Genomic DNA, 16260 nt, shown 5'->3' on the forward strand with positions numbered 1-16260 from the left:
AGCCGGAATCAACGGGAGGAGACGAGACGACATGAGGAAGACGCTCTTCGCGGCGCTGTGCGCGCTGACGTCCGCGACGCTGCCGGCGCAGGCCGCCGACAAGGTCACGCTGATGCTGAACTGGTACGTCTATGGGGAGCACGCGCCCTTCTACTACGGCAAGGACAAGGGCCTGTACGAGGCCGAGGGCATCGACCTGGAGATCCAGGAAGGCCGCGGCTCCGCCGTGACGACCCAGGCCGTGGCCGCGAAGACGGCGACCTTCGGCTATGTCGACGTGCCGACCATGATCAAGGCCGCCGTGAAGGGCGCGCCGGTGACCTCGCCGGGCGTGCTGCTGCAGGTCAACCCGATGTCGGCCATGGGCTTTTCCGAGAAGAACATCCGCAAGCCGGAGGACATCAAGGGCAAGACCGTCGCCATGACGCCGGGCGACAGCATGTCCCAGATCTGGCCGCTGTTCCTGAAGAAGACCGGGCTGAAGGACAGCGACTTCCGCGTCGTGTCCGGCGACGCGCAGACCAAGCTGAACGCCGTGATCAACGGGCAGGCGGACCTGCTGCTCGGCTACGTCATGGACCAGAGCATGAAGATCAAGGACGCCACCGGCAAGTCGGTGACGCCGATCCGCTTCGCCGACTACGGCGTCAACATGGTCTCCAGCGGCATCATCGCCCACAAGGACACGCTGAAGGACAACCCCGACCTCGTGAAGCGCTTCATGGCCGCCACCACCAAGGCGGTCGAGGGGGCGGAGAAGGCCCCGAAGGAGGCCGTCGCCGCCATCCTGAAGGCCAACCCCAAGGCCGGCCAGGAAGCCACCCTGCTGGAGGGCTTCGAGCTGACCACGCCGCTCTACCGCACGGCGGAGACGCGCGACCAGCGGCCCTTCCGCGTGACGGATGAAAACATGACCGAAACGGTCAACCTGCTGGTCGAGTATGGCGGCGTGGACGCCTCGGCCAAAAAGGGCCCGAAGGCCTTCTACACCCGCGACTTCCTGCCCGACGCCACCCCGGCGTTGACCGGCAGCAGCCAGTAAGCGCAAAGCGGGAGAGCCGGGATGGCACAGCCTCATTTGAAAGTCGTCGGGTCGGCCGAGGCGGAAACGGCGCGCCTGTCGCAGAAGACCCTGATCCAGATCGACGGCGTGACGAAGACCTACCGCACCCGCGACGGGGAGGTGCCGTCCCTGCGTCCCATCACCTTCGACGTGCGGGACGGGGAGTTCCTGGTCGTCGTCGGGCCGTCGGGCTGCGGCAAGTCCACGCTGCTGAAGATGGTCGCCGGCCTGCTGCCGGTGACCAGCGGCAGCATCCGCATCGAGGGCACCACGGTGACCGAGCCGCACGACGACGTCGGCATCGTGTTCCAAAGCCCGGTGCTGCTCGCCTGGCGGTCGGTGCTGCGCAACATCATGATGCCGGTGGAGGTCCGCCGCCTGCCGCGCGAAAAGTACCTGGAGCGCGCCCGCGCGCTGATCCGGATGACCGGGCTGGAGGGGTTCGAGAACAAGTATCCCTGGCAACTGTCCGGCGGCATGCAGCAGCGGGCCTCGCTGTGCCGGGCGCTGGTCCACGACCCGAAGATCCTGCTGATGGACGAGCCCTTCGGCGCGCTCGACGCCATGACGCGCGAGCGCATGAACGTGGAGCTTCAGCGCATCCAGCATGAAACCGGCAAGACGGTGATGCTGATCACCCACTCCATCCCCGAGGCGGTGTTCCTGGCCGATCGCGTGATGGTGATGTCGGAACGGCCGGGGACCATCGCCGCGACCTATGAGGTGCCGCTGCCGCGCCCGCGGACGCTGGACGTGATGGGGCACCCGGTCTTCATCGAGCTGACCCAGCGCATCCGGGCGCATTTCAACGCCCAAGGGCATTTGGATTGAGGCGGGTCGGGTGATGGACACGCCGTGCCGTGCCGACGGTGGCCCCCTCCCTAACCCTCCCCCGCTTCGCGGTGGAGGGGACTTTGGCCCTCTCTCGCGAAGCGGGGGAGGGAGGGACCCGCACGAAGTGCGGGGGGGAGGGGGCACCGCGCCCCGCCTCCGCATTCTCGCGATCGACCTCCACGAACGCCCCGTCCGCTTCGTGAAGCCCTTCCGCTTCGGGGCGGTGACGGTGGAGGCGGCGCCGCAGGCCTTCGTGCGCGCCCTGGTGTCGGTGGAGGGCCACGGCGAGGCTTGGGGCGGCACCGCCGAGATGATGATGCCGAAATGGTTCGACAAGAACCCGGCGCTCAGCCCGGCGGAGACGGTGGACGGCTTGAGGCGCTCGCTGCGCAATGCCCGCGAAGCTTATTTGGGAGACCGGACGCTCGACACGGCTTTCGGGCACCACGCGGCGGCCCACGGGGCCTGTGGCGGGGACCTGACGGCGAACTATGGGCCGGCGCTGATCGACAAGGCGGTGCTGGACGGGCTGCTGCGGGCGCTCGGGACGGACTTTTTCACGGGCATGAGCGCCAACGTCACCGGGCTGGACGCGCGGCTGACGCCCGATCTGGCGGGGTTTGGGCTGGGCGGCCTTCTGGCCGGGCTGAAGCCGCTGGGGGCGGTCGCCATCCGGCACACGGTCGGGTTGCTGGACGACCCGGAGGAGCTGCGCGGCCTGCTGGCCCGCCAGCGGCTGTACCGCTTCAAGATCAAGATGGGCGGGGATGTCGGTGCCGATGTCGCGCGGCTGAAGGCCGTCGCCGGCGTGCTGGACGAGGTGGCCGGGGGCTACCGCGCCACGTTGGACGGCAACGAGCAGTACGCCGACGCCGATGCCCTGTCCGGGCTGGTGCGGGCGCTGGAAGGCGAGCCCGCCCTGAAAAGCCTGCGCGAACGCCTGCTGTACATCGAGCAGCCGATCGCGCGCGAGCGCGCGCTGGCCGAGCCGCTGGGCTGCGTCGCCAACCGCATTCCCTTCATCATCGACGAGTCCGACGACGGCTACGACGCTTTCCCGCATGCTCGTTCTGTTGGGTATCGGGGCGTGTCGTCCAAGTCCTGCAAGGGGCTGTACAAGGCCCTGCTGAACCGGGCGCGCTGCGCCGCCTGGGGGGCGCCGCACTTCATCTCGGCCGAGGACCTGACCTGTCAGGCGGGGCTGGCCGTGCAGCAGGACACCGCGCTGGTGGCGCTGCTCGGCATCGGCCACGCGGAGCGCAACGGGCACCAGTACGTCAACGGCTTCGACGGCGCGCCGGAGGGCGAGGCCTTCCTGGCGGCGCACCCGGATGTCTACACGCGCGGGGAGGACGGGACCGTCCGCCTCGCCACGGCGGGCGGGAGCCTGCCGACCGCATCCCTGGCCGTCCCCGGCTTCGCCAGCGCGGCGGAGCCCGTGTGGGACAGCCTGCCGCCCCTACAAAAAACAGAATCTCTCAGGGAGTCCGTACCATGAGCACCAAGCGCCTCGGGATCATCATGCACGGCGTGACCGGCCGCATGGGGATGAATCAGCACCTCATCCGGTCGATCCTCGCCATCCGGGCGCAGGGCGGGGTCACCCTGTCCGACGGCTCCCGCGTCATGCCGGACCCGATCCTGGTCGGCCGCAACGCCGAGAAGATCCGCGAGCTTGCCCAGCGCCACGGCGTGGAGCGCTGGACCGACGATCTGGAAGCGGCGCTGGCGAACCCGGACGACACCGTCTTCTTCGACGCCGGCACCACGCAGATGCGGCCGAAGCTGCTGGAAATGGCGATCCGCGCCGGCAAGCACGTCTATTGCGAAAAGCCCATCGCCACGAACCTGGAGGAAGCGCTTCGTGTGGTCCGGCTGGCCGAGCAGGCGGGCGTGAAGAACGGCACCGTCCAGGACAAGCTGTTCCTGCCCGGCCTGCAGAAGTTGAAGATGCTGCGCGACAGCGGATTCTTCGGCCGCATCCTGTCGGTGCGCGGCGAGTTCGGCTATTGGGTGTTCGAGGGCGACTGGCAGCCGGCGCAGCGGCCGTCCTGGAACTACCGGACGGAGGACGGCGGCGGGATCATCCTCGACATGGTCTGCCACTGGCGCTACGTGCTCGACAACCTGTTCGGCGGGGTGAAAAGCGTCTCGTGCCTGGGCGCCACCCACATCCCGGAACGCTGGGACGAGCAGGGGCGCCGGTATGAGGCGACCGCCGACGACGCGGCCTACGCGACGTTCGAGCTTGAGGGCGGCGTCATCGCCCACATCAACTCCTCCTGGGCGACGCGCGTGTACCGCGACGATCTGGTGACCTTCCAGGTGGACGGGACGCTGGGCTCGGCGGTGGCCGGGCTGAGCGACTGCATGATCCAGCCGCGCCAGGGCACGCCGCGCCCGGTGTGGAACCCGGACCAGAAGCAGACCATGGACTTCTACGGCACGTGGCAGCCGGTGCCCGACAACCAGCCGACCGACAACGGCTTCAAGACGCAGTGGGAGTCCTTCATCCGCCACGTCGTGGAGGACACGCCCTTCCCGCACGGCCTGATCGAGGGCGCCAAGGGTGTGCAGCTCGTCGAGGCGGCGCTGAAGAGCTGGCAGGAGCGCCGCTGGATCGACGTTCCGTCGCTGACGGCCTGAGCGGAGGGATCTTCCATGGAGATGAGCATCAAGCTGCCGCTGGCGGATCGCACGCTGGAGGACTATCGGCTGCAACCCGCGCGGGGATTCCCGGCGCGCACCGACCGGCCGCTGAACCGCGTGGCCTTCGCCGCCGCGCACATGGTGGCCGACCCGCTGGCCGACAACGACCCGTGGCTGACGCCCGCCATCGACTGGGACCGCACCATCGCCTTCCGCGAGCATCTGTGGGATCTGGGCTTCGGCGTGGCCGAGGCCATGGACACGGCGCAACGGGGCATGGGGCTGGACTGGGCGGCGTCGCAGGAGCTGATCCGGCGCTCCCTGTCCGCCGCCAAGGCGCGTGGCGGGGCGCTGATCGCCTGCGGGGCCGGCACCGACCATCTGGCGCCGGAGGACGCCCGCAGCCTCGACGATGTGATCCGCGCCTACGAGACGCAGGTCGGTGCGGTGGAGAGCCAGGGCGGGCACGTCATCCTGATGGCGTCCCGCGCGCTGGCCCGCGTGGCGAAGGGGCCGGAGGACTACGTGCGCGTCTATGGGCGCATTCTGGCGCAGGTGCGCAATCCGGTCATCCTCCACTGGCTGGGCGACATGTTCGACCCGGCGCTGGCCGGCTATTGGGGGACGAGGGACCTCGACTCCGCCATGGACACGGCGGTCGGGATCATCAACGACTTCGCGTCCAAGGTGGACGGGGTGAAGATCTCGCTGCTCGACAAGGAGAAGGAAATTGTCATGCGCCGGCGGCTCGCCCCCGGCGTGCGCATGTACACCGGCGACGACTTCAACTACGCGGAGTTGATCGCCGGCGACGGGCAGCACCATTCCGACGCGCTGCTCGGCATCTTCGACGCCATCGCCCCGGCGGCGGCGGCGGCCCTGGCGGAGCTTGCGGCGGGGGAGCAGGGCCGGTTCCACGAGATCCTGGCGCCCACCGTCCCGCTGTCCCGCCACATCTTCAAGGCGCCGACCCGCTTCTACAAGACGGGCGTGGTCTTCATGGCCTACCTGAACGGCCACCAGGACCACTTCACCATGATCGGTGGCCAGGAAAGCGCGCGCTCCACCCTGCATCTGGCGGAGATCTTCCGGCTGGCCGATCGGGCCGGGCTGCTGCGCGACCCGCAGGAGGCGCTGTGGCGGATGGCCGACGTGCTGGCGGTGCGCGGCGTCGAGGCGGTGTGAGGGCCACACACTCCCTCTCCCCTCCGGGGAGAGGGAAGGGGCCCACGAAGTGGGAAGGGTGAGGGGGTTCGCGGGGGACCGAGAGCGCAGGCGTTGCGGGACCCCCTCACCCTAACCCTCTCCCCAGAGGGGAGAGGGGATTGAATGTGTGGGGAGAGGCAGGGCAATGCGGGATTTTTCCGGCGATCATCGCTGGCTGTCGATCAACACGGCGACGGTTCGCAAGCAGGGCGATCTCGTGCGGATCGTCGAGGGCTGCGCGCGGCGGGGTATCCGCGCCATTTCGCCATGGCGCGATCAGGTGGCTGCCGTGGGGCTGGAGCGCGCCGTGCGGGCGGTGCGGGAGCATGACCTGGCCCTGTCCGGCTATTGCCGGGGCGGCATGTTCCCGGCCGATCCGGAGCGCCGGGCGGAGGTGCGCGACGACAACCGCCGCGCGGTGGACGAGGCGCTGGCGCTGGGTGCGCCGTGCCTCGTGCTGGTGGTCGGGGGGCTGCCGCAGTTCTCCCGTCCCGGATCGGCGGCGGGCAAGGACATCGCCGGCGCGCGGGCGCAGGTCGAGGACGGCATCGCGGAACTGCTGGATTACGCGCGCGGGGTTGGAATGCCGCTGGCCATCGAGCCGCTGCACCCGATGTACGCGGCGGACCGGGCCTGCGTGAACACGATGCGGCACGCCTTGGATATTTGCGACCGGCTGGATCCGGACGGAACCGGCGCGCTGGGGGTGGCGGTGGACGTCTACCACGTCTGGTGGGATCCGGAGTTGGAGGCGCAAATCCGCCGCGCCAGTGGGAAACGCCTGCTGGCCTTCCACGTTTGCGACTGGCTGGTGCCGACCACCGACCTGCTGCTCGACCGCGGCATGATGGGGGATGGCGTCATCGACATCCCGCGCATCCGCGGCTGGGTGGAGGCCTGCGGCTTCGCCGGCTTCTCCGAGGTCGAGATCTTCTCGAACCACTGGTGGGAGCGGCCGATGGACGAGGTGCTCGCCACCTGCATCGAGCGGCATCGGGTGGCGGTCTGATGGATATGCTTAAAAACCGAGCAACGCGAGTGGCGTGACGCAATTCTGTGCAAGTCATATGACTCTGCACAGGGCTTGGGCGAAGGCCGGCGCGGAAACTTTGGCGGATTTGCTCGATTCCCGACAATGTTCGGGTTCTGGCACCGCGTTTGCGAATGAGCCCCCGTGGCGCCCGTGACGGGCGTCCGGCAACAACGGGGGGTTCATCACAATGTTGAAGACGGGTCGTTCCCTTGTCGCCGCCGCCGGGCTCGCGCTCGGTCTCGCGGCGGGCTTCTCGGCTCCCGCCTCGGCCGAAGACACCATCAAGGTCGGCATCCTGCATTCCCTGTCCGGCACCATGGCAATCAGCGAGACGACGCTGAAGGACGTCATGCTGATGCTGATCGAGGAGCAGAACAAGAAGGGCGGCGTGCTCGGCAAGAAGCTGGAGCCGGTCGTCGTCGATCCCGCCTCCAACTGGCCCCTGTTCGCCGAGAAGGCGCGCGAGCTGATCACCAAGGACAAGGTCGCGGCCGTGTTCGGCTGCTGGACCTCCGTCAGCCGCAAGTCGGTGCTGCCGGTGTTCGAGGAGCTGAACGGCATCCTCTTCTACCCCGTGCAGTACGAGGGCGAGGAATCGTCGCGCAACGTCTTCTACACGGGTGCGGCCCCGAACCAGCAGGCCATTCCGGCCGTGGACTATCTGGCGGAGAAGGAAGGCGTGAAGCGCTGGGTGCTGGCCGGCACCGACTACGTCTACCCGCGCACGACCAACAAGATTCTGGAAACCTATCTGAAGTCCAAGGGCGTGAAGTCCGAGGACATCATGATCAACTACACCCCGTTCGGCCATTCCGACTGGCAGAACATCGTCGCCGACATCAAGAAGTTCGGCTCCGCCGGTAAGAAGACCGCCGTCGTCTCCACCATCAACGGCGACGCCAACGTTCCTTTCTACAAGGAGTTGGGCAACCAGGGCATCAAGGCGCAGGACATCCCCGTCGTCGCCTTCTCCGTGGGTGAGGAAGAGCTGGCCGGCATCGACACCAAGCCGCTGGTCGGGCATCTGGCCGCCTGGAACTACTTCCAGTCCATCGACACGCCGGAGAACGCCGACTTCATCAAGAAGTGGCGGGCCTTCACCAAGAACGAGAAGCGCGTCACCAACGACCCGATGGAGGCGCACTACATCGGCTTCAACATGTGGGTGAAGGCGGTCGAGAAGGCCGGCACCACCGACAGCAGCTCCGTCATCGACAGCCTGATCGGCGTCGCCGTGCCGAACCTGACCGGCGGCTATTCGGCCATGCTGCCGAACCACCACATCACCAAGCCGGTCCTGATCGGCGAGGTGCAGGAGAACGGCCAGTTCGAGACCGTCTCCAAGACCCCGGGCCTCGTCCCCGGCGACGAGTGGTCGGACTTCCTGCCGGACAGCAAGGACCTGATCTCCGACTGGCGCGCGCCGATGTCCTGCGGGAACTTCAACGTGAAGACCGGCAAGTGCGGCGGCAAGGGGTCGTGACGACGGCCTGACGCAGGGGGCCGTAGGCCGTAGGTTGGGCCAAGCGCAAGCGCGGCCCAACACTTCCTCTCTGTGCCGACATGTTGGGCCGCGCTGACGCTTGGCCCAACCTACGAACCTCCATCACATGAGAACCGCGATGCCACGCGCACTCTGCTGGATGCTGGCCGTGTTCCTGGCGCTGGCCTCGCCCGTCGCCGTTGCCGCCGACCTGGCTCCGCTGGTGCGCGGGCTGGGGGTGGGCGGTTACGCCGACACCGAGAAGGCACTCGCCAAGCTGGCCGAGACCGGGGACCCGGCGGCGGTGCCGGTGATCGAAGCCTTGCAGGCCGGCGACCTGCACGTTCGCAAGGCGGACGGTGCGGTGGTCGTGGCCAAAAGGGCCGGCAACGGCTACGCGCTGACCGATCCGCTGACCGGCGCCGCGCTGGGCGAGGCGGACCGCAACGCGGTCGAGAAGATCAAGATCAACAACAGTTTGCGACGTTCACTGAGCGCGGCGCTCGGTGCCCTGACGTTGATGAGCCCCAATCCGGGGGTGCGCTGGCAGGCGGCGGAGGCTGTGTTCAAGAGTCGTGACGCGAACGCGCTGGAGGCGCTGGACGTGGCGCTGGCGAAGGAAACGGATGCCGGTGTGAAGCGGGTCATGACGGAGGCGCGGGCGTCCGTGGTGCTGGCCTCGAACGCTCCCGATGCCGAGAAGCTGGCGGCGGTCGATGTCCTGAAGGCGCGTGGCGATCAGGACGCGCTGGCGCTGCTGAACGCGGCGAAAAGCGGCAGCGAGGCGGTGAAGGCGGCGGCGGACAAGGCCATCGCGTCCGTGGAACAGCGGCTCGCCCTGTGGGGGGCGGCGCAGAATTTGTGGTACGGGCTGTCGCTGGGGTCGGTGCTGCTGCTGGCGGCGATCGGGCTGGCGGTCACCTTCGGCGTCATGGGCGTCATCAACATGGCGCATGGCGAGATGGTGATGATCGGCGCCTACGCGACCTTCCTGGTGCAGGAGGCCTTCCGCACCTGGGCGCCCGGCCTGTTCGACCTGTCGATCCTGGTGGCGCTGCCCGTCGCCTTCCTGGTGTCCGGCGCGGTGGGCGTCGCCATCGAGCGCAGCGTGATCCGCTGGCTGTACGGGCGTCCGCTGGAAACGCTGCTCGCCACCTGGGGCCTGTCGCTGGCCTTGCAGCAGGCGGTGCGGTCGCTGTTCGGGCCGACGAACCGGGAGGTGGGGGCGCCGAGCTGGATGTCCGGCGCCTTTCAGGTCGGCGGGCTGACCATCACCTACGGGCGGCTGTGGATCGTGGTGTTCGCCTTCGTCGTGTTCGCGGCGCTGCTGGTGGCGCTGAAGAAGACCGCCTTCGGGCTGAACATCCGCGCCGTCACGCAGAACCGCAACATGGCCAGCGCCATGGGCATCCGCACCGCGCGGGTGGACGCGCTGACCTTCGGGCTGGGGTCCGGCATCGCCGGGCTGGCCGGCGTGGCGCTGAGCCAGATCGACAACGTCAGCCCCAACCTGGGGCAGGGCTACATCATCGACAGCTTCATGGTCGTGGTGTTCGGCGGGGTGGGGAACCTGTGGGGGACGCTGGTGGGCGCCCTGGCGCTCGGCTCCGTCAACAAGTTCCTGGAGCCCTACGCCGGTGCCGTGCTGGGCAAGATCCTCGTGCTGATCTTCATCATCCTGTTCATCCAGAGGCGTCCGCGCGGCCTGTTCGCGCTGAAGGGCCGGGCGGTGGAGGCCTGATCCGATGCTGACCCGATTTTTCCTGATGGGGCTGGACAAGAAGGGCGGCGCGCTGCTGGCGGTCCTGGCGGTGCTGGCCGTCGCGGTGCCGGTGATGGCGCTGGCCGTTCCGGCGGACTCCGCCTGGCATTTGTCCACGCATACGGTGGCGCTGCTGGGCAAGTATCTGTGCTTCGCGCTGCTGGCGCTGGCGCTCGACCTCGTGTGGGGCTACGTCGGCATCCTGTCGCTGGGGCACGCGGCCTTCTTCACGCTGGGCGGCTACGCCATGGGCATGTACCTGATGCGCCAGATCGGCCCGCGCGGCGTCTACGGCAACCCGGTCCTGCCGGACTTCATGGTCTTCCTGAACTGGACGGAACTGCCCTGGTACTGGCACGGCTTCGACCAGTTCTGGTTCGCGGCGGTGATGGTGGTGCTGGTGCCGGGGCTGCTGGCCGGCGCCTTCGGCTGGTTCGCTTTTCGGTCGCGGGTCACGGGCGTCTACCTGTCGATCATCACGCAGGCGCTGACCTTCGCGCTGATGCTGGCCTTCTTCCGCAACGACATGGGGTTCGGCGGCAACAACGGGCTGACCGACTTCAAGGAAATCCTGGGCTTCGACATCCAGGCCCCGGCGACGCGGGTCGGGCTGTTCGTGGCGACGGTGGCGGCGCTGGCGGTGGGCTATGTGCTGGCGGCGGGGGTGGTGGCCTCCAAGCTCGGCAAAGTGCTGGTGGCGGTGCGGGACGCGGAGAGCCGGGTGCGCTTCCTGGGCTACGAGACGGAGCGGTACAAGCTGTTCGCCTGGACGCTGTCGGCCTGCATGGCGGGCGTGGCGGGCGCGCTCTACGTGCCGCAGGTCGGCATCATCAACCCCAGCGAATTTTCCCCGGCCAGCAGCATCGAGGCGGTGATCTGGGTCGCCGTCGGCGGGCGCGGCACGCTGGTGGGCGCCGTGCTGGGCGCGGTGCTGGTGAATTTCGGGAAGAGCTACTTCACGGCGGCGCTGCCGGAACTGTGGCTGTTCGCTCTCGGCGGCCTGTTCGTGCTGGTCACGCTGTTCCTGCCCAAGGGCATCCTGGGGCTTGCCGCGCAGGTGCGGCAGCGGTTGCCGTCGCGTGGAGCCGTGGCGGCCAAGCCCGCCGGTCAGAAGGGGGTTTGAGGCATGAGCGTTCAGGACACCCTTCTGTACCTCGACGGCGTGTCGGTCAGCTTCGACGGCTTCCGGGCGCTGAACAGCCTGTCGCTGGTGATCGAGCCCGGCGAGATGCGCGCCATCATCGGGCCGAACGGGGCCGGCAAGACGACCATGATGGACGTCATCACCGGCAAGACCCGCCCCGACACCGGCACCATCCTGTTCGAAGGCGCCACCGATCTGACGGCACTGCGCGAGGCGGCCATCGCCAACCTGGGCATCGGCCGCAAGTTCCAGCGCCCGACGGTCTTCGAGAACCATACGGTCTGGGACAATCTGGAATTGTCGCTGAAGGCGCCGCGCCGGCCGCTGCGGACGCTGACCTACGCCGTGGGGCGCGAGGACCGGGCGCGGATCGAGGCGATCCTGGACATCACCCGCCTGTCGCCCAAGCGCGACCGCGAGGCGGGCAGCCTGTCGCACGGCGAGAAGCAGTGGCTGGAGATTGGCATGCTGCTGGCCCAGGACCCGAAGCTGCTGCTGGTGGACGAGCCGGTTGCCGGCATGACCGACGCGGAGACGGAGCAGACCGCCCGCCTTCTGAAGGACATCGCCGGCAAGCATTCGGTGATCGTGGTGGAGCACGACATGGCCTTCGTCCGCGAACTGGGGGTGAAGGTGACGGTGCTGCACGAGGGGTCTGTGCTGGCGGAGGGATCGCTGGACACGGTGAGCGCCAACCAGCAGGTCATCGACGTGTATCTGGGGCGGTGACGAACGACATTCCCTCTCCCCAGAGGGGAGAGGGGATTTTCAGTGGGGGTGCGCATGCTCGACGTTCGTTCGGTGGATCTTCATTACGGTGCGGCGCAGGCCTTGCGCGGGGTGTCGTTGACGGCGGAGGTGGGCAAGGTCACCTGCCTGCTCGGGCGCAACGGGGTGGGCAAGTCCAGCCTGCTGCGGGCCATCGTCGGGCTGAAGCCGGTGTCCGGCGGGGCGGTCCATTGGGATGGCGGCGACATCACGAAGCTGGCGCCCTACGAGCGGGCGCGGCGCGGCATCGCCTATGTGCCGCAGGGGCGGGAGATCTTCCCGCTGCTGACGGTGCGGGAGAACCTGCTGACCGGCTACGCGCCGCTGAAGCGGTCGGAGCGCTCCATCCCCGACGAGGTGTTCGAGCTGTTTCCGGTGCTGAAGTCCATGCTCGACCGGCGCGGCGGCGACCTGTCGGGCGGGCAGCAGCAGCAGCTCGCCATCGGGCGGGCGCTGGTGACGCGGCCGAAGCTGCTGGTGCTGGACGAACCGACGGAGGGCATCCAGCCCTCCATCATCAAGGACATCGGGCGGGCGATCGCCTACCTGCGCGACAAGGGAAACATGGCGATTTTGCTGGTGGAGCAGTATTTCGAGTTCGCGCGCGACCTCGCCGACGACTGGGCGGTGATGGAGCGCGGCGAGGTCATGCTGTCCGGCAGCCGCAACGGCTTGGTGGAGAGCGAGGTGCGGCGGTATCTCACCGTCTGACCCGTTTTCCTCCAGCCATCCCTGCGAAGGCCGCGGCCGGGCTCCGCACCCCTGTGCTTCCCAAGCGGAGCCTGGGCGCCGCCTTCGCGGGGATGGCTCCAAACCCATAGCTTCTCTGCACCCATAGCTCCTCTGCGATTTGTCGGCCTTGGCGGCGGGCGGCGATGCGCTACCATCGGTGCGTTTCGTCGCAACCGAAGGCTTGCATTGATGTCCAGCGTCTTGTCCGCCGCCCCCATGGCCGTGGAACCCGTCCTGCAACAGGTTGACCGCAGCTTCGAGGAGTCGGTCGGCCGGCTGTGCGACCTGCTCCGCATTCCCAGCGTCAGCACCGATCCGGCCCGCGCGGGCGACGTGCGCCGCACGGCGGACTGGCTGGCGCGGGAGCTGACGGCCCTGGGCTTCGACGCCTCCGTCCGCGACACGGCGGGGCACCCGATGGTCGTGGCGCATCATCCGGGGCCGGGCGGGGAGAATGTCCCGCACGTCCTCTATTACGGCCATTACGACGTGCAGCCGGCCGAGCCGCTGGAGCTGTGGAACAGCCCGCCCTTCGAGCCCGCCATCGTCGAGGCCGAGCATGGCCGCCGCATCGTCGCGCGCGGGGCCGTGGACGACAAGGGTCAGGTGATGACCTTCATCGAGGCGTTCCGCGCCTGGCACGCCGTGCACGGCACGCTGCCGATCCGCGCGACCGTCCTGCTGGAGGGCGAGGAGGAGATCGGCAGCCCGAACCTGCTGCCCTTCCTGCAGGCGAACGCGGAGGAGCTGAAGGCCGACGTCTGCGTCATCACCGACACCAACAGCTGGAACATCGAGACGCCGGCCATCACCACGCGGCTGCGCGGCCTGCTCTATGTCGAGGCGACGCTGCATGGACCGAGCCACGACCTGCACTCCGGCATGTTCGGCGGCGCGGTGCTGAATCCGATCAACGCGCTGACCCGCATCCTGGGCCAGATCCACGACGATGAGGGGCGTGTGCAGTTCCCCGGCTTCTACGACGACGTGGCCGAGCCGACGGACGAGGAGAAAGCCATGTGGCGGGATCTGGGCTTCGACGAGGGCGCCTTCCTGGCCGGCGTCGGGCTGACGGCCCCGGCGGGCGAGGCCGGCCGCACGGCGCTGGAGCGGCTGTGGTCGCGCCCGACCTGCGACCTCAACGGCATCTGGGGCGGCTACACGGGCGAAGGCTCCAAGACGGTGATCGCGGCGAAGGCGTCGGCCAAGCTGTCCTGCCGTCTGGTGCCGAACCAGGATCCGGAGAAAATCCTGGCCGGGCTGAAGAGCTTCCTGGAGGCGCGCACGCCGAAGGACGGGCGCTGGGAGTTCAAGGTGTTCAGCCACTCCCCCGGCGTCCAGGTGCCGACCGACAGCCCGTACCTGCGCGCCGCCATGGCGGGGCTGGGCGACGTCTACACGAACAAGCCGGCGCTGATCGGCAGCGGCGGGTCGATCCCCGTCGGCGGCTACATCCGGCAGGCGCTGGGCTTCGATTCGATCTTCGTCGGCTTCGGGCTGGAGGACGACCGCATCCACTCGCCGAACGAGAAGTTCGAGGTGACGTGCCTGCACAATGGCATCCGCTCCCACGCGGCGATGCTGGCGCGCTTCGCGGCGCTCTGACTTATTGGCGCGCCCTGTCCTTGGGGCGCTCCCTGTCCCGGCTTGGCCGGTGGGCGCCGTTCGCGCATTGCGACGGCGCCTTTCTTTTTGTTGAAAGATCATTTCTGCTGAAGATTACAAAAAGTCTTAGACTCGCGACCGCAAAGGTTTTCATCGAACGTTAGTAATCGAACGGCAATCTTCCAGGAAGGTTCTGGTGTGTTGCGGAACACAAAAAGCGAGGAGCTGCCTCGCTCTGCAATTTTCACTGGGCAGGGTCTGGAGGGTGAGGGGAATGAACTATCTTTCGAATGTGTCGGTTCGGGCAAAAGCCCTTGTTTGTTTTGCGGTCATTCTGGTCTGTGCGGCCGGTCTGGGGGTGTTTTCGATCAACCGGCTTTCCGCGGTGAACGGGGAGGCGGCGGAAATCCGGGACAACTGGCTGCCCAGTGTCGGGTCGATCGGTGTCATTGCCGCCAAGTTCGAACGGTATCGTGGGCTTGAGGGAGCCCACATCATGTCCGTCAGCGCCGAGGACATGGTTCGGGAAGAGCAGAGCATGAAGGCTGTGCGCGCCGAACTGGACGAGGAGCGCAAGGTGTACGAGTCGATGCTGACCCCCGGATACGAGACGGACACGTACCGCATGTTCTCCGAGGCGTGGGACCGCTACATCACGCTGAGCGATCAGAGGCTGCTTCCCTTGTCGCGCCGGAACGAGTCCGATGCGGCCGCGCGCGTGTACCGGGGCGATTCGCGCGACGAGTTCGCGAAGGCGCGCACCCTTCTGAATGAACTCATCGCCTTCAACGTCAAGAGCGGCAAAGCGGCGGCCGATCTCGGAGCGGAGATCTACGCGACCAGCAAGACCCTGATCATCGGCATCGTGGCCCTGGTGCTGGCGGTTTGCCTGCTGGCCGGCTGGATGATCGTCGCCACCGTCTCGAAACCGATCCTGGGGCTGACCGGCATCATGAGCCGGCTGGCCGGGCGCGATCTCGCGATCGCCGTGACGGGAACCGAGCGCAAGGACGAGATCGGCGCCATGGCGCGGGCCGTCCAGGTGTTCAAGGACGGGCTGATCCAGGCCGACCGCCTTGCCGCCGAGCAGGCCGCCGAGCAGGCCGCCAAGATGCGCCGGGCTGAAACGGTCGACCAGCTGATCCGGCAGTTCGAGGGGGCCTCCGCCTCGGCGCTGCGGACCGTCTCGTCGGCAGCCTCCGAACTGGACGCCACGGCGCAGAGCATGTCGGCCATGGCCGAGCAGACCAACAGCCAGGCCGGCGCGGTCGCTGCGGCGGCCGAGCAGACCAGCGCCAACGTGCAGACGGTCGCGTCCGCCGCGGAGGAGATGGCCAGCTCCATCCGCGAGATCGGGGAACAGGTGTCGCGCTCCACCCGGATCGCCAGCCAGGCGGTCGAGCAGGCGGCGCACACCAACGAAACCGTCCGGGGGCTGGCTGAAGCGGCCCAGAAGATCGGCGACGTGGTCAGCCTGATCAACAACATCGCCTCGCAGACCAACCTGCTGGCGCTGAACGCCACCATCGAGGCCGCCCGCGCCGGCGAGATGGGCAAGGGCTTCGCCGTGGTCGCGGGCGAGGTCAAGCATCTGGCCAGCCAGACGGCGCGGGCCACGGACGAGATCGCGGCGCAGATCAACGCCATCCAGGCGGCGACGGGCGGAGCGGTCCAGGCCATCGCCGCCATCGGGGACACCATCACCCAGGTCAGCGACATCGCCACGGGCATCGCCGCCGCCATCGAGGAGCAGGGCGCCGCGACCAACGAGATTTCCCGCAACGTCCAGCAGGCCGCCGCCGGCACGCAGGAGGTTTCGGGCAACATCGCGCTGGTGACGGTGACCGCGGGCGAGACCGGGGCTTCCGCCGGTCAGGTGACCAGCGCTGCGGGCGAGCTGGCGCGGCAGGCGGAAACCCTGCGCCTGGACGTGGAGCAGTTCCTCGCCATGATCAAGGCCGCGTAAGAGTGTGAGTGGAGG

At 68.2% G+C, this 16260-nt stretch carries 13 protein-coding genes; all 13 read left to right on the forward strand.

Going from position 1 to position 16260, the window contains the following annotated elements; all coding sequences use genetic code 11:
• Positions 1-31: 31 nt before the first annotated feature.
• The 13 genes from ACSVC7_RS21900 to ACSVC7_RS21960 all read left to right on the forward strand — a co-directional run bounded on the left by ACSVC7_RS21900 (position 32) and on the right by ACSVC7_RS21960 (position 16245).
• Positions 32-1042, forward strand: a complete 1011-nt coding sequence (locus tag ACSVC7_RS21900; RefSeq protein WP_448206693.1) for an ABC transporter substrate-binding protein — start codon at positions 32-34, stop codon at positions 1040-1042.
• 21 nt (positions 1043-1063) lie between these two features.
• On the forward strand, positions 1064-1894 hold the full coding sequence (locus ACSVC7_RS21905) for an ABC transporter ATP-binding protein (RefSeq protein WP_448206692.1): 831 nt from the start codon (positions 1064-1066) through the stop codon (positions 1892-1894).
• A 127-nt stretch (positions 1895-2021) separates the two neighbouring features.
• Positions 2022-3395, forward strand: a complete 1374-nt coding sequence (locus tag ACSVC7_RS21910; RefSeq protein WP_448206691.1) for an enolase C-terminal domain-like protein — start codon at positions 2022-2024, stop codon at positions 3393-3395.
• Entirely contained in the window at positions 3392-4543 is a 1152-nt protein-coding gene (locus ACSVC7_RS21915) for a Gfo/Idh/MocA family protein (RefSeq protein ID WP_448206690.1), read from the forward strand. Before ACSVC7_RS21910 ends, ACSVC7_RS21915 begins: the two co-directional genes overlap by 4 nt.
• Before the next feature lie 15 nt (positions 4544-4558).
• Complete coding sequence (locus tag ACSVC7_RS21920; RefSeq protein WP_448206689.1) at positions 4559-5731, forward strand: dihydrodipicolinate synthase family protein; 1173 nt, start codon at positions 4559-4561, stop codon at positions 5729-5731.
• 166 nt (positions 5732-5897) lie between these two features.
• The gene (locus ACSVC7_RS21925; RefSeq protein WP_448206688.1) at positions 5898-6761 is read left to right on the forward strand and encodes a sugar phosphate isomerase/epimerase family protein; all 864 of its coding nucleotides are present in this window, start codon (positions 5898-5900) and stop codon (positions 6759-6761) included.
• A 211-nt stretch (positions 6762-6972) separates the two neighbouring features.
• Positions 6973-8268, forward strand: a complete 1296-nt coding sequence (gene urtA / locus ACSVC7_RS21930) for an urea ABC transporter substrate-binding protein (RefSeq protein ID WP_448206687.1) — start codon at positions 6973-6975, stop codon at positions 8266-8268.
• Positions 8269-8407: 139 nt separating this feature from the next.
• Positions 8408-10009, forward strand: a complete 1602-nt coding sequence (gene urtB, locus ACSVC7_RS21935) for an urea ABC transporter permease subunit UrtB (RefSeq protein WP_448206686.1) — start codon at positions 8408-8410, stop codon at positions 10007-10009.
• A gap of 4 nt (positions 10010-10013) precedes the next feature.
• A complete protein-coding gene (gene urtC, locus ACSVC7_RS21940; RefSeq protein WP_448206685.1) occupies positions 10014-11153 on the forward strand; it encodes an urea ABC transporter permease subunit UrtC in 1140 nt (379 codons plus the stop codon).
• 3 nt (positions 11154-11156) lie between these two features.
• Positions 11157-11903 (forward strand): urea ABC transporter ATP-binding protein UrtD, encoded by a 747-nt coding sequence (urtD, locus tag ACSVC7_RS21945; RefSeq protein ID WP_448206684.1) that lies wholly within the window; start codon positions 11157-11159, stop codon positions 11901-11903.
• Positions 11904-11957: 54 nt separating this feature from the next.
• Entirely contained in the window at positions 11958-12653 is a 696-nt protein-coding gene (gene urtE / locus ACSVC7_RS21950) for an urea ABC transporter ATP-binding subunit UrtE (protein ID WP_448206683.1), read from the forward strand.
• A 210-nt stretch (positions 12654-12863) separates the two neighbouring features.
• Entirely contained in the window at positions 12864-14279 is a 1416-nt protein-coding gene (locus tag ACSVC7_RS21955) for a dipeptidase (RefSeq protein WP_448206682.1), read from the forward strand.
• Between the two features lie 274 nt (positions 14280-14553).
• Complete coding sequence (locus ACSVC7_RS21960; RefSeq protein ID WP_448206681.1) at positions 14554-16245, forward strand: HAMP domain-containing methyl-accepting chemotaxis protein; 1692 nt, start codon at positions 14554-14556, stop codon at positions 16243-16245.
• Positions 16246-16260 lie beyond the last annotated feature (15 nt).

The organism is Azospirillum mesophilum (assembly GCF_053470405.2).

Bases quoted from the DNA above. Each gene is read 5' to 3' on its own strand.
- ACSVC7_RS21900 (WP_448206693.1), top strand. From the start codon at position 32: ATGAGGAAGACGCTCTTCGCGGCGCTGTGCGCGCTGACGTCCGCGACG.
- ACSVC7_RS21905 (WP_448206692.1), top strand. From the start codon at position 1,064: ATGGCACAGCCTCATTTGAAAGTCGTCGGGTCGGCCGAGGCGGAAACG.
- ACSVC7_RS21915 (WP_448206690.1), top strand. From the start codon at position 3,392: ATGAGCACCAAGCGCCTCGGGATCATCATGCACGGCGTGACCGGCCGC.
- ACSVC7_RS21920 (WP_448206689.1), top strand. From the start codon at position 4,559: ATGGAGATGAGCATCAAGCTGCCGCTGGCGGATCGCACGCTGGAGGAC.
- ACSVC7_RS21925 (WP_448206688.1), top strand. From the start codon at position 5,898: ATGCGGGATTTTTCCGGCGATCATCGCTGGCTGTCGATCAACACGGCG.
- urtA (WP_448206687.1), top strand. From the start codon at position 6,973: ATGTTGAAGACGGGTCGTTCCCTTGTCGCCGCCGCCGGGCTCGCGCTC.
- urtB (WP_448206686.1), top strand. From the start codon at position 8,408: ATGCCACGCGCACTCTGCTGGATGCTGGCCGTGTTCCTGGCGCTGGCC.
- urtC (WP_448206685.1), top strand. From the start codon at position 10,014: ATGCTGACCCGATTTTTCCTGATGGGGCTGGACAAGAAGGGCGGCGCG.
- urtD (WP_448206684.1), top strand. From the start codon at position 11,157: ATGAGCGTTCAGGACACCCTTCTGTACCTCGACGGCGTGTCGGTCAGC.
- urtE (WP_448206683.1), top strand. From the start codon at position 11,958: ATGCTCGACGTTCGTTCGGTGGATCTTCATTACGGTGCGGCGCAGGCC.
- ACSVC7_RS21955 (WP_448206682.1), top strand. From the start codon at position 12,864: ATGTCCAGCGTCTTGTCCGCCGCCCCCATGGCCGTGGAACCCGTCCTG.
- ACSVC7_RS21960 (WP_448206681.1), top strand. From the start codon at position 14,554: ATGAACTATCTTTCGAATGTGTCGGTTCGGGCAAAAGCCCTTGTTTGT.